Origin of the sequence: Pelagicoccus albus, assembly GCF_014230145.1 — a bacterium.
Classification (GTDB): domain Bacteria; phylum Verrucomicrobiota; class Verrucomicrobiia; order Opitutales; family Opitutaceae; genus Pelagicoccus; species Pelagicoccus albus.
Genome location: NZ_JACHVC010000013.1, coordinates 240,380 through 261,131, shown reverse-complemented (window position 1 = coordinate 261,131; position 20,752 = coordinate 240,380). Strand labels below are relative to the sequence as shown.

General features: G+C 51.7%; 19 protein-coding genes. 9 read left to right on the top strand and 10 right to left on the bottom strand.

The annotated features are described in order from the left end of the window. Window positions 1-34: 34 nt before the first annotated feature. Together H5P27_RS16410 and H5P27_RS16405 are read right to left on the bottom strand one after the other, a co-directional pair. Window positions 35-1,885: a DNA topoisomerase IV subunit B gene (locus H5P27_RS16410; RefSeq protein WP_185661509.1), complete on the bottom strand. Its 1,851-nt coding sequence runs from the start codon at window positions 1,883-1,885 to the stop codon at window positions 35-37. A 90-nt stretch (window positions 1,886-1,975) separates the two neighbouring features. Then, window positions 1,976-2,503, bottom strand: coding sequence for a GNAT family N-acetyltransferase (locus tag H5P27_RS16405; protein WP_185661508.1), 528 nt, complete (start codon window positions 2,501-2,503; stop codon window positions 1,976-1,978). Between the two features lie 74 nt (window positions 2,504-2,577). Between H5P27_RS16405 and H5P27_RS16400 the strand changes: the two genes are divergently transcribed. The 3 genes from H5P27_RS16400 to gcvH all read left to right on the top strand — a co-directional run bounded on the left by H5P27_RS16400 (window position 2,578) and on the right by gcvH (window position 5,187). Further along, complete coding sequence (locus tag H5P27_RS16400; protein WP_185661507.1) at window positions 2,578-3,426, top strand: MBL fold metallo-hydrolase; 849 nt, start codon at window positions 2,578-2,580, stop codon at window positions 3,424-3,426. Beyond that, window positions 3,427-4,539, top strand: a complete 1,113-nt coding sequence (gene gcvT / locus H5P27_RS16395; RefSeq protein ID WP_246462771.1) for a glycine cleavage system aminomethyltransferase GcvT — start codon at window positions 3,427-3,429, stop codon at window positions 4,537-4,539. A 264-nt stretch (window positions 4,540-4,803) separates the two neighbouring features. After that, window positions 4,804-5,187 (top strand): glycine cleavage system protein GcvH, encoded by a 384-nt coding sequence (gene gcvH / locus H5P27_RS16390; RefSeq protein ID WP_185661506.1) that lies wholly within the window; start codon window positions 4,804-4,806, stop codon window positions 5,185-5,187. On the opposite strand, the gene H5P27_RS16385 is transcribed toward gcvH, so the two are convergent. Next, on the bottom strand, window positions 5,184-5,960 hold the full coding sequence (locus tag H5P27_RS16385; RefSeq protein WP_185661505.1) for an energy transducer TonB: 777 nt from the start codon (window positions 5,958-5,960) through the stop codon (window positions 5,184-5,186). The genes gcvH and H5P27_RS16385 overlap by 4 nt on opposite strands. A 220-nt stretch (window positions 5,961-6,180) precedes the next feature. Here H5P27_RS16385 and H5P27_RS16380 point away from each other — a divergent pair, with 220 nt between their 5' ends. Continuing rightward, complete coding sequence (locus H5P27_RS16380; RefSeq protein ID WP_221774763.1) at window positions 6,181-6,906, top strand: hypothetical protein; 726 nt, start codon at window positions 6,181-6,183, stop codon at window positions 6,904-6,906. After that, window positions 6,899-7,555, top strand: coding sequence for an RNA polymerase sigma factor (locus H5P27_RS16375; protein WP_185661503.1), 657 nt, complete (start codon window positions 6,899-6,901; stop codon window positions 7,553-7,555). Before H5P27_RS16380 ends, H5P27_RS16375 begins: the two co-directional genes overlap by 8 nt. An 8-nt stretch (window positions 7,556-7,563) precedes the next feature. Here the strand turns inward: H5P27_RS16375 and H5P27_RS16370 are convergent, their stop codons facing one another. The 3 genes from H5P27_RS16370 to H5P27_RS16360 form a co-directional block, all read right to left on the bottom strand. Continuing rightward, window positions 7,564-8,193 (bottom strand): hypothetical protein, encoded by a 630-nt coding sequence (locus tag H5P27_RS16370; protein ID WP_185661502.1) that lies wholly within the window; start codon window positions 8,191-8,193, stop codon window positions 7,564-7,566. Between the two features lie 374 nt (window positions 8,194-8,567). Next, window positions 8,568-9,608: a phytase gene (locus H5P27_RS16365; protein WP_185661501.1), complete on the bottom strand. Its 1,041-nt coding sequence runs from the start codon at window positions 9,606-9,608 to the stop codon at window positions 8,568-8,570. Between the two features lie 6 nt (window positions 9,609-9,614). Continuing rightward, on the bottom strand, window positions 9,615-12,386 hold the full coding sequence (locus H5P27_RS16360) for a TonB-dependent receptor (protein ID WP_185661500.1): 2,772 nt from the start codon (window positions 12,384-12,386) through the stop codon (window positions 9,615-9,617). Between the two features lie 274 nt (window positions 12,387-12,660). Between H5P27_RS16360 and H5P27_RS16355 the strand changes: the two genes are divergently transcribed. The 3 genes from H5P27_RS16355 to H5P27_RS16345 all read left to right on the top strand — a co-directional run bounded on the left by H5P27_RS16355 (window position 12,661) and on the right by H5P27_RS16345 (window position 15,459). Further along, window positions 12,661-13,479 carry a class I SAM-dependent methyltransferase gene (locus H5P27_RS16355; protein ID WP_185661499.1) on the top strand — a complete coding sequence of 273 codons (819 nt, stop codon included), beginning with the start codon at window positions 12,661-12,663 and terminating at the stop codon, window positions 13,477-13,479. Window positions 13,480-13,520: 41 nt separating this feature from the next. Next, window positions 13,521-14,558: a 3-deoxy-D-arabino-heptulosonate 7-phosphate synthase gene (locus H5P27_RS16350; RefSeq protein WP_185661498.1), complete on the top strand. Its 1,038-nt coding sequence runs from the start codon at window positions 13,521-13,523 to the stop codon at window positions 14,556-14,558. A gap of 88 nt (window positions 14,559-14,646) precedes the next feature. Further along, entirely contained in the window at window positions 14,647-15,459 is an 813-nt protein-coding gene (locus tag H5P27_RS16345) for an inositol monophosphatase family protein (RefSeq protein ID WP_185661497.1), read from the top strand. A gap of 42 nt (window positions 15,460-15,501) precedes the next feature. Here the strand turns inward: H5P27_RS16345 and H5P27_RS16340 are convergent, their stop codons facing one another. The 4 genes from H5P27_RS16340 to H5P27_RS16325 are packed head-to-tail and all read right to left on the bottom strand — an operon-like array spanning window position 15,502 to window position 19,773. Then, the gene (locus H5P27_RS16340; RefSeq protein WP_185661496.1) at window positions 15,502-17,298 is read right to left on the bottom strand and encodes an SLC13 family permease; all 1,797 of its coding nucleotides are present in this window, start codon (window positions 17,296-17,298) and stop codon (window positions 15,502-15,504) included. A 41-nt stretch (window positions 17,299-17,339) separates the two neighbouring features. Next, complete coding sequence (locus tag H5P27_RS16335) at window positions 17,340-17,780, bottom strand: DUF420 domain-containing protein (protein ID WP_185661495.1); 441 nt, start codon at window positions 17,778-17,780, stop codon at window positions 17,340-17,342. 8 nt (window positions 17,781-17,788) lie between these two features. Continuing rightward, window positions 17,789-18,724, bottom strand: coding sequence for a heme o synthase (cyoE, locus tag H5P27_RS16330; protein ID WP_221774762.1), 936 nt, complete (start codon window positions 18,722-18,724; stop codon window positions 17,789-17,791). Continuing rightward, window positions 18,721-19,773: a COX15/CtaA family protein gene (locus H5P27_RS16325; RefSeq protein WP_185661494.1), complete on the bottom strand. Its 1,053-nt coding sequence runs from the start codon at window positions 19,771-19,773 to the stop codon at window positions 18,721-18,723. The genes cyoE and H5P27_RS16325 overlap by 4 nt, the downstream gene beginning before the upstream one ends. A gap of 104 nt (window positions 19,774-19,877) precedes the next feature. Here H5P27_RS16325 and H5P27_RS16320 point away from each other — a divergent pair, with 104 nt between their 5' ends. After that, complete coding sequence (locus H5P27_RS16320; protein WP_185661493.1) at window positions 19,878-20,744, top strand: SCO family protein; 867 nt, start codon at window positions 19,878-19,880, stop codon at window positions 20,742-20,744. The last annotated feature ends 8 nt before the right edge of the window (window positions 20,745-20,752 follow it).

Sequence of the window (20,752 nt, the reverse complement as noted above, 5' to 3'; positions counted from 1 at the left end):
CTTGGTTCGCGACGGAGGCCGCTCCTACCTGAGATTAGCTGGCCGCTTCTTCAACGAGGTCTTTTTCGATGTGGAGGTTGTCGATGATGAACTCTTGCCGCTTCGGCGTGTTCTTGCCCATGTAGAAGCTCAACAGTTCGTCGATGTTGTGTAGGTGTGCCATGGTGACAGGATCGAGCTTCATGTCCTTGCCGATGAAAGTCGCAAATTCGTCTGGCGACGCTTCGCCAAGGCCCTTGAAGCGAGTGATCTCGGCGGTCTTTCCCAGGTTCTTGAGAGCCTGATCCTTCTCTGCCTCATTGTAGCAATAGACAGTGTTCTTCTTGTTCCGGACACGAAAGAGCGGTGTTTGCAGAATGTAGAGGTGTCCTGATCTGACGAGATCCGGAAAAAACTGCAGGAAGAAGGTCAGTAGCAGCATGCGAATGTGCATACCGTCGACATCCGCATCGGTCGCGATGACGACCTTGTTGTAGCGAAGCGTATCTAGTCCGTCCTCGATATCCAAAGCGGACTGAAGGCAATTGAACTCATCGTTTTGATAGACGATTTTCTTGCTCAGACCAAATGCGTTTAGGGGCTTACCTTTTAGGGAAAAGACGGCTTGTGTGTTAACGTCTCGCGTCTTGGTGATCGAGCCGCCCGCGGAATCACCTTCCACTATGAAGAGTGTCGCATCGTCCCCTTGCTTGTGCTTGGTGTTGAAGTGGGCGCGGCAGTCGCGGAGCTTTTTGTTGTGAAGATTGACCTTTTTCGCCTTTTCCCGAGCTAGCTTGCGAATGCCAGAAAGTTCCTTCCGCTCCTTTTCGGAGGCTACGATCTTTTGCTGGATCGCCTTGGCGGTTTCCGGATATTTGTGCAGGTGGTCGTCGAGCTCCTTCTTGATGAAGGTATTGACGAAATTTCGAATGGACTGGCCCTTGGGAGATACGTTTTGGGATCCGAGTTTGGTCTTGGTTTGGGATTCGAAGACTGGCTCCTGGATCCGTATGGAGATCGCGGATACGATTGAGGTTCGGATATCCGCAGGGTCGTAATTCTTGTTGAAGAACTCCCGCACAGTTTTGACGACTGCTTCGCGAAACGCGGCCAAGTGCGTCCCTCCCATGGTGGTGTGCTGGCCGTTTACGAATGAGAAGTAGTCCTCGCCGTAATGTGTGCCGTGCGTAAGGGCCACCTCGATGTCATCACCCTTGAGGTGGATGATAGGGTAGAGGATGTCGCCTGATAGATTGTCCTCGAGTAGGTCCTTGAGTCCGTTTTCGGATTTGTAGGTTTCTCCGTTTAGGCTGAGGACAAGGCCCGTGTTAAGGTATGCGTAGTTCCAAAGCATCGCCTCCACGTACTCGAGGCGAAACTTGTAGTTTTTGAAAATGGTTCGATCCGGGACGAATTCGACGTAGGTGCCGTTGTTTTCCTCGGTCTTTACCTGACGGCTTTCCTTTGTGAGCTCACCAGTTTCAAAGGTAGCCCGCTTGGTCTTTCCTTCGCGGAATGCGGCTGCGATGAAGGACTCGGATAGGAAATTGACCGCTTTGGTGCCAACTCCATTTAGGCCAACTGACTTCTGGAAGGTCTCCGAGTCGTACTTTGCTCCGGTGTTGATCTCGGACACGCAGGCGACGACTTTTCCGAGCGGTATGCCTCGTCCGTAGTCTCGAACAGTGACGGTGTCTCCCTGTATGGTCACGTCGATACGCTTGCCGTGGCCGGATGTATGTTCATCGATCGAGTTGTCGATGATCTCTTTTATGAGTACGTAAATGCCGTCGTCTGGAGAAGAGCCGTCTCCCAGTTTTCCGATGTACATGCCCGGTCTGAGGCGAATGTGTTCACGGGGACTTAGGGATTTGATGCTCGACTCGGTGTAGTTCGATTCTGCCATCGCGGCAGATAGGAACGGGTGGATTTGGCGAGTTCAAGCGAGAATTCGGAGATTTTTCTCCGAATTGGGGAGTGGATGGCGGGAGGGCCCCTAGTTTTTCAAACGTTTTACCATCGGGATCTCGTGCTCTTCGTTTTGGTCAAGCGAGCAGCTTGAGCCAGCGTCGAACTGGAAACCTTGGCTTTGGTAGAAGCCGACCGCCGACCCGGTGGGCGTGGTGGAAACGATCAGTTTTTTAGCCCCAGAGGCCTTTGCCGAATCTTCAAGTTCGAAGTAGAGGGAGCGTGCGATGCCGCTTAGGCGGTATTCGGCGCTCACATACATAGCGATGATCTGGTCCGTGTCCTCGCGAACTTGGTGTTTGATAATGGCGATGCCGGTCAATGTGTCTCCATCGAAAGCTCCGAAGGCCTCCGCTCCCTCCGCTAGCTCATCGCGCCACCAGCCGAGCAAGGTTTCCCAGAAGGAAGGATCGGCTGAAACTTCGACTTGGTCGTCGTATGCTTCGAGCTCGTCTCCCGAGCGACGGTACATCTTTTCGACGTTTTCTGAGCGGTCGATGTGATAGACTTTCTCCAGCTCGTCGCCGGAGAGTTTTTTGAATTCGATATCGAACATCTGGAGGGATCGGCACAGGAGATGCGTGCTCAACAGTGCTTGCAAGAAGATTAACCCAACAGTAACGCAAGCTCATGATTCTTCCCGTAGAAGACGAGTTTAGCGACATATTGAGCAAAGCCCAGAAGGGCCAAGGGATTAGCACAGCAGCTCTGGCGGAGCAGTGCGGAGTGGACGAAAACGAGATCCGGGCCGCGAGGCGTGGCGTGTTCGACGAGGCAGTGATCAAAACCTTGGGGAAGGCTCTGCATCTTAATGTTCCGGCTCTGGTAGAGATCGGAAAGGGAAGTTGGCGGCCTCGGGAACAGGGGCAGATTAAGGGTTTTGCCCTCGTGACTAGCCCGTTTCACCAGTGGCTAGTGAATTCTTTCCTCGTTTGGGACTCGGAGACCAAACGGGCTATCGCTTTCGACACGGGCTCAGTATCGCTTCCCATGATCGAGTTCATGGAGAGCAAAGGATTGAGCCTGGACGCCCTGATTTTGACCCATGCCCACTGGGACCACTACGAAGGCGCTCCCGATCTAAAAAAGCGCTGGCCGGAAGCTCGTGTTTTCATGGGTCGGAAAGACCAAGATATTCCGTTCAAAACTGAAGCCATGGACGAAGGGTTTAGCTACAATTGTGACTCCATAAAGGTTACGGCCTTCGACACCCCTGGTCACACAGTGGGCGGAATGTCTTTCCGAGTGGAAGGATTAGAGCAACCGTTGGCTATTGTGGGGGACGCGCTTTTCGCAGGATCTATGGGTGGAGCAAATACCTCCTATGAAGATGCGATTAGGTCTTTAGAACGGATCCTGTCATTGGACGAGACTACCGTTTTGGCCCCAGGGCATGGGCCACTAACAAGTGTCGCTGAGGAACGTCAGATGAATTGTTTCGCCGCTTCGTCCTTGCCTTGGAATTCCAGCGAAATCTAGATGTCGAACATGTCAGAAACGCAGCGGACACCCCTTTACGATTTTAATGTCGCTCACGGCGGCCGCATGGTGGATTTCGCCGGCTGGGAAATGCCGGTGCAGTACGAGAGCATCGTCGAAGAGCACAAATCTACCCGAGCAGCGGCAGGGCTTTTTGATGTTTCCCATATGGGAGAGGCGACAGTGGAAGGTCCAGAGGCGGAAGCGTTTTTGAATTACGTTCTGACCAACGACGTTTCTACCATGGATGACGGCAAGGCTCTCTACAGCCTGATGTGTTATCCGAGCGGTGGAGTGGTGGATGACCTCCTCGTTTACCGAAAAGGGTTGAATCGTTATCTTCTCTGTCTCAATGCGGCGAATGTGGCAAAAGACGTTGCCTGGCTGCAATCTGAGGCGGCCAAATTCGATGTTGCCGTGACTAATGTTTCCTCGGAATACGGCTTGATCGCATTGCAGGGGCCAAAAGCTTTTTCCATCTTGTCCGAACTCGCGTCGGTCGATTTGAGCTCCTTGGGCTACTACCGCTTTGTAGAGGGTAAAGTAGCCGGTTTCGACTGTCTCATCAGCAGAACAGGCTACACCGGAGAGGTTGGCGTCGAGCTATTTGTGTCGACTTCTGACACGGCCGCTTTGGCGGAAGCCCTGCTTGAGAAGGGGAAGCCGCAGGGGCTCGTCCTCGCCGGGCTTGGCGCTCGCGACAGTTTGAGGCTGGAAGCTGGCTACTCGCTCTACGGGCATGAGATCGATGACGAAATTGGACCGGTCGAGGCCAACTTGATGTGGACGGTGAGTCTCAAGAAGGCTGGCGACTTCATCGGAAAAGAAGCCATCAAAACGAAACGGTCGGATGGTCCGGCCAAGAAGGTGGTTTTCTTCAAAACAGGTGGGAGGCGTATTGCTCGTCCGGGCACGGACATCGTCTTGGACGGCGCTAAGGTCGGGACGGTCGTCTCCGGCACTTTTTCGCCGATTCTCAATGAAGCGATCGGATCGGCATTGGTGGATGCATCTGTGGCGAAATCCGATTCGCTGGCAGTCGATTTACGAGGGAAGAGTTTTCCGATCGAGCGGACCAAGCCGCCATTTTTGCCGCTAAATCCGCAAGCTTGAATCGCAACCGGGTACATTCCTCGAAGCTTGCTTCGTTGGTAATTCTTGCGATTCATCAAGCCCCGAAGCGCGAAGCGTTTGTTTGCCGTGATGCCCCGTCGCGGTCTCTCCGCGATCGACGGAGTCGACAGCTTGCTGCGGGGTGGCAAACAAAGGGCACAGATATTCACTTTTCCGGATTTCGAACTTGTGAGACCAGTCCGCTAACGGAATATTCCACTCAATCTTTACAATACACCGCCAGAGCAACCTAACGTTTCCGAAATGAGCATTCCTTCCGACCTTAAGTACACCAAAGACCATGAATGGCTAAAGCTTCTCGACGGAGACGAAGCCATCATTGGGATTACTGAGTTCGCCCAAAATAGCTTGGGTGACATCACTTTCGTGGAGGTTCCGGAGGTGGAGGATACTTTCTCTGCAGGAGACAGTTTCGGTGTGGTTGAATCGGTCAAAGCCGCTTCCGATCTGTATATGCCAGTCGATGCGGAGGTACTTGAAGTGAATGAGGCTCTCGAATCCGCCCCAGAGAGTGTCAACACTTCGCCCTACGAAGATGGCTGGATCCTTAAAATCAAGATCACTGATCCATCTGCTTTGAGCGAACTTCTGGATGCCAAGGCATACGCGGAAATCGCCAAAGATTAGTCTGCCGCTCCCTCGGCTTGCTCCCGGGCGAAGCGAAACGGCTGAGCTGCTAGGGTGGCCACCGGCTTGCCGTTTTTGAGAGGTGGTTCGAACTCCCACTGCAGCAAGGCCTCTTGAGCTAAGACGAGAAGTGTCTCGTCTATTTCCTCGGCCGACTCGCGGAGGGTTGGGATTCTGACTCGGCCGGCTTCATCGATATAGAATTCGAAGACGGCCGTGACCACTTCTTTGCCCTCCAACAATTGGGAATGGAAGCTCGGCTCCACGATTTTGCGAGGAATGGGTATCGAATCTAGCTCCTTAAGCGGATAGATTTGGTACGACTCGGATCCGCTTCTTTTACCGATCCGATTTCCGAGGCTATTGGACCCTCCTGACTCATAGAGAAAGCCCCGGCCGCGTTCGAAAATCACTTTGATCTTGCTGGCGATACTGGATGGCTCTCCGTCTATGATTGGTGGGGTGAAGGACCACAAAGGCAGAACTTTGCTTACCTCTTCGGCAAATTCCAAGTGGCTGGCTTCGATGAGGAAAGAGTCCTGCAGTTTTCCATTTTGGTCGACCACGACTGCGAAGGTAACGTCGCCTTCTGGGTAACCGAAATCTTTCAAGCGGGCCGGGAACGCAGGGTCGACGGTATCCAGGATCGTCAAAAGGCTGGATTTGTCCGGGATTTGCATACCCTCGGATAGCTCCTCGTCGCCTTTTGCTCGAGGCGGGAGCAGGCTGCAGACGCAGAGGGAAGTTAACAGCAGTGATCGGATTGGATTCATCGTAGAGTCGAGATCTTCTTCGTCTAGGCGAAGCGCGATCTATGCGAGATGGACGACATGATTTACTCCGACGCAAGCCGCATCCCTTCGCAGGGGCGTTTTTTGAAGGGCCGGGAGGTTTGCTCGCGTATGTAATAGCGGAGCCGATTCTTGTCCTATTTCAGTCAGCCTTTCATAAGAGTCCTTTCCCTTTATGCCTCAACACGACCCCCTCGACCGAATGCTAGACCGATGGAAGAACGACTTTCATCCAGACGCGGATCTTGCGGCCAAGGTTCGCCGCGGAGCTAGTCTTAAGCATCTCGACGGAGAAAGCGGAGCGTCCCTGTCCGCCTGGGTTTTGGGCATGGTTTCCAGACCGCTCCTTGCAACTGGATTTGCGGCGGTTTTCGTCCTAGTGGGGATGGGCATTTCGCGTCTGATGTCCGGCGACTTGGAGAGCGGAAATCAAGAGCTCACCGTAACCTACCGGCTTTCGGTCGACCCGCTTTATCGCCTGCAGACAATTGCAGGAGCCAATGAGTTCGGGACTGACAGAGAACCAGAGGATGCCGATCTCCGGCCTGAAGATCCCGTTTTGCTGGCGGGCATGGGTTGGCTTCAGGGCGAGTTGAACTTATCCAAACCTCAATTTGAGCGAGTTTCCGCTCTGCACGGCGACTACAAGATCGAATTCGAATCCTTGTTCGGTGAGCTACTTGCAAGTCACGAAGCCTATAAAGCATTCGACGAAGAGAGAATGCGCAGTGATGTCATCGACTACTTGCAGCTCTACGAATTACTGGAGAACCAGAAGCGCTTGAGCGAACGGAGCGCTAGATTGACAGACGAGCTTTTGAGCCGAGTTGAGAGGGTCATAGAGCCGAAACAGCGGGATCGCTACCGTGAGATTGTTAATTCAATCTACTCCAGCCACACAACCTTGAGGGCAAGCTCGGATGCCTAGCGAATCGAATCAGGATGGCGAGCTCATGCGGGGCCTCATTGCAGGCACGCCAGGAGCTCTTGAGAAAATTATTGAGTACTGGGAGCGTCCGCTCTTTTCGTTCGTTTTTCGCTACACGCAAAACGAATTCGCCGCGCGGGAAATTGTGCAGGAAACGTTCATTCGCATTTACCAGAAGCGGGAGCGTTTCGATTTCAGTTATCCCATGTCTTCGTGGGTGTTTACCATAGCTGCCAACCTGTGTAAAAACCGGGCTCGCTGGCGAAGGCGTCATCCTGAAGTCTCGCTCGAGGGAGAAAAGAGAGGAGGCGAAAACGAATCGGGTCTGATAGAGTTTTTGCCCGCGGATGCAGAGACACCGCATCACATTCTCGAAAGACAGGAAGATTTGAAGGCTTTGAAAGACGCGGTTATGAGTCTTCCGCACGATTTGAGAACAGCGGTCCTCCTGCATCATTATCAAGAAATGAGCTACAAGGAGATCGCGGAGGTCGTAGGCTGCTCGCCGCGAGGCGTTGAGACTAGATTGTATCGTGCACGAAAGCAGCTACGTAAAAGTCTATCAAAGGGTCTGGAGGCTCTTACTCCCGATTCCGATATATTGAGCGCAGGGGCTGTGTTACCAGATTTCGCGCGGGCTAGCGTCTAGCGAGTCCTTTAAAAAACGGGACTGAATCCAAGGCGGACCTTTTTTCGCAAAGCGATGCACTCGGCCTCGATTTTTCCTTCCGAGGCGAAAACACGTTTCCGTAGGCAGTTATTCCGTACTCCTTCGTTAAGCAGAGCATGTATGCTTGCAGCTTCGATTATTTCTCTAGGTTCCGACTTGGTGCTACCGTAGAAAGCAAATCTGAATTCCAATCCGTGCGAGTGGGGATTCCCTTCTATTTTCAGCTCTGTGATTTCTCTGCAGTAGCAAGCGATTAGGCTCAAATCCTCTGCAAATTCGACTAGGCAAAGAGGAGCCTGCTCGTCCAAATTCGCTTCTATCTCCTTCTGATTAATGCGGTTCGAGATCCCGTATGAGATCCCTATGCTGGGCAGACGCTCTGCTGCCCACGCTTTCAGAGCATGCGGACATGACAGCGACGCGACGCGCGATGCATTCGCGAAACGCGTGTTCTCATCCAGAAAGAGCTCCAGCGAGTCATCGACTAGGGCTGGGTCTTCTATCGATAAGCGATCGGATAAGCCACGTAGTACCTTTCCAAGTGGAACTGAATCCAGCTTGGGAGTAGTTGTTGTTAGCGAGGCGAAGCCTCCCGGTTTGGGAAAGTCCACTATCATTCGGAATCTAGGATTTTCGGCGTACCTTAGGAGAGTCTCTCTTTTGGCCAAATTAGGCCTCTCCAAAAGTTTCCGCCGCGTTACCTTATAATATCGGCAATACTTAATGCCGCAGGTATCAGCGGATATCGGAAAAATCGCTGATGCAGGTAAAAGCGCTAAGGTTTTGGCCAATATTCCCGACCGGAAGCGGGCGATTTCGCTCCGGTTTCTGGAATGCCTCCTAAGATTGCAGAGGGCAGCGCCTAGAGGAAACCGCACTCAACCCTAAGACCGATATTAAGGGTCATCTGAAAATCCGTGGCCCGCGCTCCGTAAAGTAAAATGGCCGCAACCTAAGGTTGCGGCCACGTTTCGATAAACTCTAAAAGAGCTCAGTGCAGATCGAGCGCTGTGGCGATATCGGCCAAAGACCAGGCCGATATTCCGGAATCGTCGTGGATGGCGTAAAAGACTCCTTCCGGATAGCGTTCTGTTGGAGTTAGGTCGATTGCGACTCCGTCCGTATTGAGCGTGCGTTCACCTGAGAAGGTGCCAACGTATTCGAGGGATTCGCGGTCGTAGAGCAGGTATAGATTTTCCTGTTTTCCTTGATCGGTGAAAATCCAGTATCCTGATTTTTCGCCCGTAGACCAGAGAGCAATTCCTTCCGGCTGATACTGGAATCTTCCTTTGCCAAGGGTCTGGCCAAGGTCCTTTCCGTCCAGATCAAAAAGGTGAACTTCCATTCCATTTACCTCATCCTCATCCGCGATCATCAGGCGATCGAAGACATCGTCACCCATAAGGGATTCGACAACGTCCAAGGCACCTTCTCCTTCATGAGAGCCGAATGCTTTTACGAATTTTGGTTCCGAAGCACTCGTAGCTGTCGAAAGCTCGAAAACCTTAACCCGCTTTCGTAGCCCGTCAGGGTTTGGTTCCGGCTTAGGATTCGAGGCGGAGTTGTTGTAGTCATCACTCACATACACAAGGACCTTGTTCTTCTCGTGCCTTGCGTATATTCCATATGGCTTGATGAGTTGCTCTTCTCCAAATGAAAACAGGGGAGAGAGATCCGGCAAGCTCAAGGCTTGGATGCGATGGTTGTCTCTCTCGACGACCAAAAGCATATCTCCTATGACGGCGATACCATTGGGTCGTTGAAACTGGCCTAGTTGATCGCCTGCATTTCCGTATTCGGATAACGGATATCCATTTTGAGCGTCGTAGACAAACAGTTTGTGCATCGCCTTGGATGTAGCGACGAGCCAGCGATCTGAGGTTTCTGACGAATGCCATATGGCTATCGAATCGACATTGCTATCCGCGTCGATCGTCGTGAAAAAGCGTTCCTTGACGACTTTAACCTCAGCGAAGCCGGTTTGGGCCAAAGCGCAAAGGCCCAAACCTATAAGTAATCTCTTTGCTAACATCGGTTCTTAGAGCTTCCAGCTGTAACCAAGCTTAGCCGAAAAGGAATAAGCCTCGTACTGCCTCATACGCGAAGGCGACCCATAGTATGCCTTCAATGGCTCCTCGGTAAGATTTATAGCTTCGAGGAAAATTGTGCTCTTTTCGTCAAGTTTGTAAACGAATTTGGCGTCTAATTGAAGATGCGAGTCGATGTATTCATCTTCTGATGCATCGCCTCCGACTCCATCCAGATATTCACTCCGGTAAGTTCCGGCCAGGCGGAACATCACCTTTTCGTTCTCGTAGGCAAGTCCGAGATTTATGATTTCATCGGATTGTTTGAGGAACGGGATTTCACGACCATCTGCAATGACAGACTCGCTATCGGAGAAAGTCGCGTTGGCGTCGATTGTGAACCCTGTGAGAGATTCGGAGAACAGGCTGAGGTCCTGATTCCAAACCAGCTCTAGACCCAAAATGGAAGCGCTTTCTCCGTTTGTTGGGCTATGTACTTCGTATACAACCCCATCGATAGTGGGGTTCGTTTCCTGAACGTAAATAAAAGAGTCAATGTCCTTGTAGAACAGGTTCGCAGAGAAAAGTCCTAGGGTTTCATTGTATTTCTCAAATGAGATATCGAAGTTAGTCGAAGCGTACGGGTCTAGATCCGGATTGCCTGTTTCAATGACTTGATCGATACGGTTTGTCTCTCTTTGAAATGAAGATTGACCGAACTTTGGACGAGAAATCGTGTTGGATGCGGATGCTCGTACAATTGTATTATGATCCAATGCGTATCTAGAATTTAAAGACAGTAGTACGTCTGTGTATTCGTTGGAAGCGTTTAGCTCGTTGAATCCATAAACCTCTTCACCGTCGACTTCCTCCCAATAGAGCTCATAGCCAGTCGTTTCGAAGTCAGTTTGTTCAACGCGTAGTCCGCTGGTAAATGTCCATTTACCCTTTTCGACTTCTGCCATGGCATAGGCTGCGAGAACATCCTCGTTAGTCGTGTAGTCGGCGAGGGTTGAATCGATCTCCGAATCTTCTGTTTCGTATTCTAGGGAGTCCGCTTCACTTAGTAGAAGAGCCCTCATTGCAGCGGAATTAAACTGCATGTAATCCGAATCGCCGAAGTAGGAGTATCTGCTTCCCGATATGAGTAGACCTGCGAGTGTAGCGTCCGAGCTATCGTTGCTGTAGATATCCACATTTACATCGTTCGATTTCTCCTTACTGCGATATTTCGCACCGAATTTGACGAAAGCAGGAGTTTCGCCGAAGCTTAGGTAGCGAGTCGCATCGAACTTGAGAGCGGTTTCATCCTCCTTCGCCAAGTTGTTTTCCACTACGAATTCGTCGAGCTCGTAGTTTGCTGGATCGAAAATGTCGGAGCCACCTGTAGCGAGGACCACGGGTTGGTAGGCATCGGAGAAATCATAGCTATAGTCGGTATCGTCCCCGTTTCGAAAAGCGGTATCCAAACGATTGGGCTCTTTCTCTTCGCCTTTGCTGTACGAGGCCTTGTATTCAAAACGCCAATCGTCAACACGAGTGTCTCCCCCCAAAGCCAAGGCGAGGATTTCTTGTTCCTCGAAGCGATCCTTCAAATCTCGGTCGGCTCTATTCGCTCCTGAGATTGTAGCTGTAGTATCTGTAATCGTTTCGATGACACCTCGCTCTGGCTTGATCTCGGTGCGGTAGCGATATTCTTGGTCGCTGAAATAATTATAGGTCGCCCGGGCGTACAAGCGGGTTGTTTCGCTAGCCAAGTGCTCGAAGCTAAGACTTGCTGATTTCCTTACGCGGGTCACGTCGTATTGACGGAATTCAATTTCTGGAGCGAAGTAAGCAGAGGTTCCATCTTCTGCAGTTTCTTCGCTCCAAGGTCCGTCTACCTCGATGTTGTCGGATCCAAATTCCCTTTCCTGGTAGCTCGCTGAAAAGACGTATCCACTGTTGTCCTCGGGGCCGAACGTGTCGCCGTAAGTTCCGGCGAACATGTAGGAAGATTTGGATACGAGATCGTTGTAGAGTAGCTGCGTTTTAACAGATGCAATTTTTTCTAGACTGTCGAAAGGACTGATTGTCTTAATATTGACGCTGCCGCCGATGGCGTCTCCATCCATATCTGGAAGAAACGTCTTCTTAACCTCAAGCTGATCGAGAAGGTCGGTTGGAATGACGTCGAGTGCCACTTTGCGGGTGTCCGCTTCTGGAGCCGCCAGCGTTACACCGTCTAATGAAACATTATTCAAGTCCGGGTCGATGCCGCGAATTACCACGTAGCGACCTTCGCCTTGGTCACGCTCGATAGAAACGCCAGACACGCGTTGTAGGGCTTCGGCTGCGTTCTCATCTGGGAATTGCCCCATCGCATCCGCTGCGACCGCGTTAACCAAATTGGAGGAATTTCTTTGTAGATTGATTGCTCTCGCTGAACTGGATTTCGAGCCGCTCACTACGTACGGATCGAGGTCCACGATGTCGGAACCAAGCTCCGAATCGACAGTCGCGATATCGCCCTCTGCTACGGACACCTTTACGGTTTCCTCTCCCAAACCAATATAGGATACGAGAAGCGTATATTCTCCCGGACGTATATTTTGGATCACGAAATTGCCGCTCTTGTCAGTAGAGGTCCGTAGTCCGGATTCCATTACGACGATGCTGGCACCTTCGATCGGGCCGTAGTTATTTGAGGCGGACACTTTGCCGGTGATTGTTTCACCGTGAGCGGCTGAGAGAGCTAGCCCTGCAGTCAGGGCTGCAATTGTTTTGGTTGAGAAAAGATTCATATCTTTCGGCATTAGTAGTTTGAAGCGGGACTTATGCCCCGACCCACGATGCAGAAAAGATGCTTGGACTTCTGTCAACTTGCTGTGAGCGTCGTCACTAGCTTGTTTCTTGTCTGCCGCAGTTTCGTAACAAAACCACGCGGCAATGCGGCTTCTCTTAGGGTTTTACCTTTACTTGAGAGAAGTTTCGTAACCGAATGGAAACGTCCTCTTAGACCGTTGGGTTTACTCCATTTGGTCACGTTTATCCCCCGCTCTCATCCCCACCATAGCTATGTCAATTGCCCGATCTGATAAGGCATGTAACGACACTTCTTTGCGTTTCTACCGAGACGTCCTAGGACTGGAGAGATTGCACTATGGTATCTGGAACGAGGGTGAAGAACTTAGTTTTGAATCCTTGAAGAGAGCTCAAGAGAGGTACGAAACCTATCTGTTAGACAACATTCCGGAAGGCTGTCGGAGGATATTGGATGTTGGATGTGGAACGGGAGAGATGTGTTTAAGTCTCGTAAAACGTGGATACGAGGTTGAGGGCCTTTCGCCTGACAGGAATCAGAAAGCGTACTTCTCGGACAAACTATATGTACCGTTTCACCACAGCCGTTTTGAGGATTTCGAGGCTGGAGCACGTCGCTACGACTGCATCATCATGAGCGAGTCTTGTCAGTATATGCCGATACGGCAGGTTTTTGAGACGTCCAGTTCCGCCCTTGTGTCAGGTGGCTATTTGATGGTTTGCGACTATTTTGTGGTAGATAAAGACGCGGGTATTTTATCTGAGAGCGGCCACGATCGCTCTCGTTTCCTGGAGCTGGCAAGAGAACTTGGATACAAGGTCGTGAAGACCCGGGATATGACTCTCGAAACGGCGAGGACTCTTGATATGGGTAAGCTAATCGCTGACCGAATTCTGTTGGCGGCAGAGATCTTTTCAGAGCGTTTCAGACAGCGTAACAAGTTTTGTTACCGCTTTGTCCGCTGGTTGTTTAGGAAAAGAATGAAGAAGCTGCAGGACCAGTTGCCGCTATTGGATGCTAAGCGATTTTGCGAGGTGAAACGTTACGAATTCTACTTGTTCCAAAAGGCGTAATTCCGATTTGAGCTAATGGAAAATTGGCCTATGCTTTTATCATGATAATCCCAAAAAATCCCAAGCTCACCGACGCTCAACTCAAGGAAGTCCTATCTGTGGTGGAGGATTTCGGCTGCTCTGTGCAGGTTATCGAAGGGGCGGGGCAAAATGTGTATGCGATCCTCGGGGACGAGCGTCACGAGTTGATGATAAATCGCATCGAGGGCTTATCTTACATCAACCGTGTGGATACAATTCAATCGCCGCACAAGCTATTGGACGTCAAGTCCGAGCTCAAGAACCACAGGGTCGTATTCGGTGGAGTGGAACTAGGAAAGGAACTTTTGTTCATCGGCGGTCATTGTACCGTAGATCCGAAGGAACCGAGCTTGTTCTACGAAACTGCCGATGCCCTGAAGGAGGTTGGAGTTCAAGCTTTGCGGGGAGGCGTATGGAAGCCACGCACAAATCCGTATTCCTATCAGGGAGACGTGAAGGCTCTGGATATTTTAATGGAGGCTTCAAGGAGAACAGGGCTGCCTGTGAACGCGGAAGTGATGGACGAGGAACAGCTCGATATCGCTCTAGATGCGGGTGTGCACATGCTACAGGTTGGTACTCGTAACTCTCTTAACTACTCTTTGCTTCGCCAAATCGGACAGAAAGTTGCGGGACGTGAAACAGTCGTTCTCCTGAAGAGAGGGCGCCACATGGGACCGGTTAATGAGTTCATTTCAGCGGCGGAATACATCGTCAATTTCGGCAATCCAAATGTCGTTCTATGTCCGCGTGGAACGCTCCCTGGACTTGAAGGATACCGAAACCATCCTGATGAGTGTATAACTCCGCTCTTAAAGGAAAGGACTTGGGCTCCGGTAGTGGTCGATCCTTCTCATTCAGTGGGCAAAGCCTTGTATGTTGAATCGTGCAGCATGGCTGCGGTGGCTTATGGGGCGGACGGGCTTTGCATTGAAGCTCATCTCAACCCCTCGATCGGTTTAGGCGACGATCCAAAACAAGCGATTACTCCGGAAGCGTTTGGCAAGCTTGTGGCGAAGTGCCGGACCATATGGGAGCTGAAACACGGAAATCAATAGCCTCCGGGGGGCTCCAACTCTGCGCCGAAGGTGCGCTAAGCCAGTTCTAGCTTGTGGAATCGGTCAGGGCTCTTTCAAGTAGGCAACCATGGAAAATTCGCTTGAAGCGAGAATCGCTTACGGACGTTCGGTTGTCTGTAACAGTGTGGAATATTTCGCCGCCCAGTTCGGAGACGTGGCAAGTCAATGGAAGTTTGACGGATCGCGGGTGACGGAGGCAGACCTTTATTTGTCGGGAGCTATTACAGATAGCCTCCGGGAGGCTTTTGGTGAGGACCAGTTCTTTAGCGAGGAGCTAGAGCATGGGGAAGAGGCCATTCCTGTCGAATCGGGATATTCCTGGTTGTTAGATCCAATCGATGGGACCAATAACTTTGCCCGATCCATTCCCAATTGTTCGATCTCGCTCGCTCTCCTAAAAGATGGTAATCCAATTTACGGATACATTTACGATCATGGCACCGGTAAGCTCTTTCACGGTGGGCCTGGCTACGGCCTTTGGATTGACGACGAGGAAGTGAAGCGCAGAGAGTGCGAGGTGAACAAGCAGAGTTTGATTGCGACTCAAGCCTTAGCTGATGAATCCGCAGTGCAAGACGATGACGCTCTACGCATGGCCTTCAAGCTTCGCGCCTTCGGGAGTAGCGCTATCCATATGGCGTATACGGCGCTTGGGTGGATCGACGGAGTGATTGGTCACCGCGTAAAAACTTGGGATATCGCGGGTGGAATGCCTTTGATTGCGGCAGTCGGCGGCAGTACCCGTTTCTTTGATCAAGAGGTCTTTCCGATGAAGGACTTTTCGTCCAAGGCGAAAGGTTTCTTTCACATTTCAGGAAGCGGCGAACTTTGTGACTTGATGGAAGAGACGATTTCCAAGAAGTCCAAGGTCAGTTGGTGACAGCACGCTGAGTTGTCTACCCAATTGCCGGCCGCGGCGGCTCTAGAACATCCAGATCGTGGGTATCACGATAATGGATATGATGAAACAGATCAGGTTCAGAGGTCCCCCGATCTTTACGAAGTCGGAGAATCGATAGCCGCCTGCACCGTAGACGTAAGTGTTTGTCTGATACCCGATTGGGGTCGAAAAACTCGCGGATGCGGCTACGGCGACGGTCATCAGGAACGGTTTCATGTCGACCCCAAGCGTTTCCGCTATTCCGACTGCGAGGGTAGCCATCAGGACTGCTGCCGCGTTGTTGGAAAGCACTTCGGTCAATATGTTGGTAAGCAAGTATAGGCATGCCAGCATGACGTACGGGCGAGTTCCTTCGCTTGTGAAAAGAGTGACACCTGAGATCAGCTGATCCGCGAGCCAGGCGGAAGCACCTGTTTCGGACATGGCCATGCCTAGGCTGAGCATGCCGAAAATGATGAATAGAATGTTCCATTGTACCGCTGCGTATCCGTCTTTTGGTCGGAGGCAGTTGGTCAGAAACAGGACTGCACAGGCCACGATAGCTGCGACTTCGATGGGAGCGAAACCAGTCGAGGCGCACGTCACGACTCCTGCCAAGGCGGCGAGCACGGTGAAGCTCTTGCGCTTTTCGCTCTTAGACGGTACCGCGCGATTCTCCATCAGGATGATGTCCTCGCTACCGCTCATGTTTTGGATCGCTTCGTCGGTACCGAGTAGGAGGAGTGTGTCACCAAAGGCTAAGCGCAGGGTGCCTAATTGGTCTCGGAGGTTTTTCCCGTTTCGATGGATTGCCAATACCACTAGGCGGTAACGCTGGCGAAAATTCACCTCCTCAAGCGTCTTGCCTAGGATTTCCGAATTGGGCCCGAGTATGCCCTCAACGATGAGTCCCTCGTGGGCGTTGATGTGTTCGAGTCCCAACTCGCGTTCCGTGGCTAGGTCGATACCTTCGATGCTACGGGCTTGAGCGAGGCCAGAGGCACGGCATGCCAAAAAGAGACGGTCTCCATCCCGGAGTTTTATTTCCTGCATCCTGCCTTGGAGGGAGACGCCAGAACGTACTAAGTCGATAACTCGCACTCCGCTCGTCCTTTTGAAGCCAGCTTCTTTGAGCGTCTTGCCGATGGCAGGTGACCCGGTGTCGACGAAAGCTTCAGCGATGTACTCGCGACGCTCTTCTTCTGACAAAATGGAGGTCAGCGTCTCACGCCAGGGCAAGAGCTTGTTTCCGAAAAGGGTCAGGTAGATGAGGCCGGCTAGAAATACGGGAATGCCGATAAACGCGAATTCGAACATGCCGAGCGGGGATCCGCTGTATTTTTCGGATACGCCGCTCACGATGATGTTGGTGCTGGTACCAAGAAGGGTGCAGGTCCCTCCCAGAATGGATGCGTAGGAGAGTGGAATAAGCACCTTAGAGCCTGCTACGCCAATCTTGCTAGATAGCGACAGTACGATTGGTAGCATGACAACGACCACCGGCGTGTTGTTAATGAAGCCAGAAAGGATGCCGACCAGCAGCATGATTATTATCAGAAAAGGTCGGTAGGTCAACCGGCTCAACCGTTGCAGTTTGTGCGTCAAGGATCGGATTAAGCCTGTCTTTTCCAACGCCGCGCTTAGCATGAACATGGCCCCAACGGTGATGGGCGCAGGATTCGAGAAAACTCGAAAGGCGTCGTCGGAGCTAAGTATTCCCGTAGCTATCAAAATAGCGAATACGGAAAGAGCTGTTACGTCGGCGGGGACCTTCTCCCAAACAAAACTGATCAAGGTCAGTATTAGGAGAGCGAATACAAAGGCGATGTCCCAAGTCATTGGAGGGAGGGGGTGTCAGGAAGCTCGTTAAATGAGCTTAGCTAGGAGACGCTGGGAGTCTGGAACCAGACGTATAAAAAGAAGTAGACGAGAACTCCTGTTACTGAGACATACAGCCATATCGGGTAGGTGAAACGTGCCCACTTAACATGCAAGGCCCGGCGATCTTTGATACCGAGGTAGGCAGTCCTCAGAACGAGTACGGGTATCGATGCTGCCAGAATGATGTGGGAGATAAGCATCGCGTAATAGACATAAGCGATGAAGCCCTCTCCTCCAAAAGGCGTATGCACTCCTTGCACCTTGTATTTATGGTAAACGTATCCTATCAGAAACAGGGCGGACACGATAAGGGATGCACCCATGAAAAATCGGTGGAGCGATTCCTTTCCCATCTTGATGGAGGTGACTCCTGCAAGGATCAGAACGGTCGCTACCGCATTGAGCGCGGCGTTGAGGGCGGGAATATCGCTAATTTCCATGGATTAGACTAAAATAGCATCCAGCGATCGATTACCAACGTGAATAGGACCGCTGGAAGATAGAGAATCGAGTTGAAGAATAGTTTCCTCGCCACGCCATCCTTGTCGCTCGCGGCAGCGAAAGCGATGGATCGGAGCAGCATCCATACTCCGAACAGCGTTGCGACCGAGGCGTAGAACCAAGTGCAAAGACCGAGGAAAATCGGCAAGACGCTGACAACGAGCAAGGCGACCGCATTGATCGTGGCCCATATGCCAGCTTTGCGGCCGCTGGGATCTACAACCGTCAGCATAGGAAATCCAGCTGAGCCGTAGTCTTTTCTGAATGTCCAAGCGATGGCCATGAAGTGCGGAATTTGCCAAAATGAAAGGACTCCGAAGAGGATCCAGCCCAGCGGGCTGATCGTTCCTTCAGCCGCAGCCCATCCGATGAGAGGAGGCAGAGCCCCTGGTATTGCCCCTACTTCTGTCGCCCAGCGAGTTTTCAGCTTCAAAGGCGTGTAGATGGCGATGTAGGTCAGGATAGTGCCTAATCCTAGAGCTCCGGCGAGGTAGTTGGCTCCAAAGGTCAAAAATGCGACTCCGATGACCGAAAGAGCCACTCCCAGCCACAAGGCATTGGACGGAGAAACCAAGCCTGCTGGCAGCGGCCTGGTTTTTGTACGCTTCATAAGCGCGTCAGTTCTTCGTTCGATATATTGATTCAAGGTCGCGGCTCCGGCGGCGCAGATGGCGGTACCAGTCAGAAAGAAGAAGAGCGTGCCAACGTCGCGCTCGGGCAAAGCGGCCAAGTAGCCCACCAAAGCTGTGACTACGGATAACAAGCTGAGCCGCGGCTTGGTCAACTCATAGTATGCGGACCAGGGGATCGTTTTGGATTCTGAACTCTCGGACAAAGTAGCAGCGGGAGTCAGATCGACTCTTTTTGAAGGTTCTAGGCTCACGCTTTGGCAGTTTGGCCGAGGGACGAAGTATCGCTTTTCTCGGGCTTGTCCGAGTTGCGCAACGAGAGTTCGGCTTGGTTGGAATTTGGCTTTAGGCTTCTGTACGTCATTGACCAGCAAAGGGCTAAAGTGAACGCGCCATTGAGCATATGCAAGGTCGTGACGTGTTCATTTCGCACTTTCCATATCACCAGAGCGCCTAAGAGCACTTGCACGATTAGCAGAGCTAAAAGTCCGGCTGCGGATTTTGCCAATCCACTTCTAGCCGCAGGGTCCCGCCAGATCTTGAAACAATAGGCGAGAATGGCGATAGTCACGATTACCGCTCCGACGCGATGAGCAAAGTGGATGCCGATGGCGAAATTGAAAACCGGGGGGACTAGGGTGTCTTGCGGAGTGAGCGGAAAGGTCGGAATGGCCAGACCTGCATGAGCATGGCGCATAATTGCTCCGACGATGAGCTGCATGACAATTGTTCCGCAAGCGACCAGCCCGTAGGTCCGAAGATTGGAGGAAGGCGCTTTCGTGAAACCTGCATTTCGCTCGATCCAGGAGCGACTATTGCTCACCACAAATGCTACAAGTAGACACAAGAATAGCTGGGCGAGTGTCGCGTGGGCGACCGCAAAGCTTTGGGCATAGAGGTTGTGGTCGATTTCCAAGTTCAAGGCGTCGAGCTTAACGCGAAGACCACCCAATAGTCCTTGAAGGACAACAACTACTACTAACCAATTACCCATTTTGCGGACTGGGAGAGCTGCTTTGCTCATGTGGCTCGTAACACAAAGTCCGATGGAGAGCAGCCCCATGACCATACCAAGCAGGCGGTGCGAATGTTCCGCCGCCATGTCCCTGTCTTCTAGCCAGCCGTCTGGATTTATGGATCCATTTGAAAGCGGCCAATCTAGGAACGCCATTCCTGCTCTTATTGTGGTAGTAAATCCACCGGCGTAGAGCAGGAAAGTGATCCACACCAAGGCGGCGAAGCCAAACCAGAATAGGGCTGGCTGGTATCGATTTGTTTCAGAATATACGGCTTTTGCTGGCATCTCTATTAGACGTGGCTTAATTAAAACGGAGTACTATGATTCAGGTAAAATTCATACCCTCGCTTTTTTGTTTCAAACAGCTTACGAGTAGCTCTCTCGGACGAATGCTACTCGTGGCCGTCGCCACGGCTGGGCTTCTGGGATGCGCTCAAAAAAACGAAAGTCAAGAAGATGAAAATGAGGAAGGCCACGCTCTATTAGGAGTAATTCAGGCTGTCGATGAAGAGGGGTTAACACTTACGGTCGCCCACGAAGAGATTCCTGATTTCATGCCACCAATGACTATGGTGTTCAGGGTCGGCCCCGGAGATGTGCAGGTCTTCAAGGAAGGCGACCAGATACGGGCCCGCATGATCCGAGATGAAGACGGTGGATTCCGACTCATCAAAATCTGGAAAATCGATGACAAAGCGGCCTCCGAAATGCGTAAGGTGAACGAGCGACTTGCTAAGGAGGCAGAGAAGCTCGCCAGCGGCTACTATCTTGCGGAGGGGGATACGTTTCCTGAATTCGCCTTGCTGGACCAGTACGGGAATACAGTGACTCCTGCTCAGTACGAAGGTAAGCCCTTTATGCTTAATTTCATTTTTACTAGATGCACGGACGGAGAAATGTGCCCGCTCTCTACTTCCAAAATGGCTTCTCTGCAGAAGATGGCAGCGGATGCGGGACTCGAAAAGCTGGAATTCATCTCCGTTTCCCTGGATCCGCAATACGATAGCCCGGGTGTTCTTAGAGCCTACGCTGACGCCTATGGCATCGACGGAAAAAACTTCAAATTCGTCACAGGCGAAAGAGAGGCGGTACGTCAGCTCATCAAGACCATGGCCCTCACGCGTATTGAAGCAGACGACGATATTATACATAGTCTCGCGACCGTTTTAGTAGATGGAGATCGCAAGATCGTCATGCGTTCCACGAAGAAGACTTGGGAACCGGCTGCCTTCCTTGAAGCTGCGAAGGCTCTCTAGAAACAACA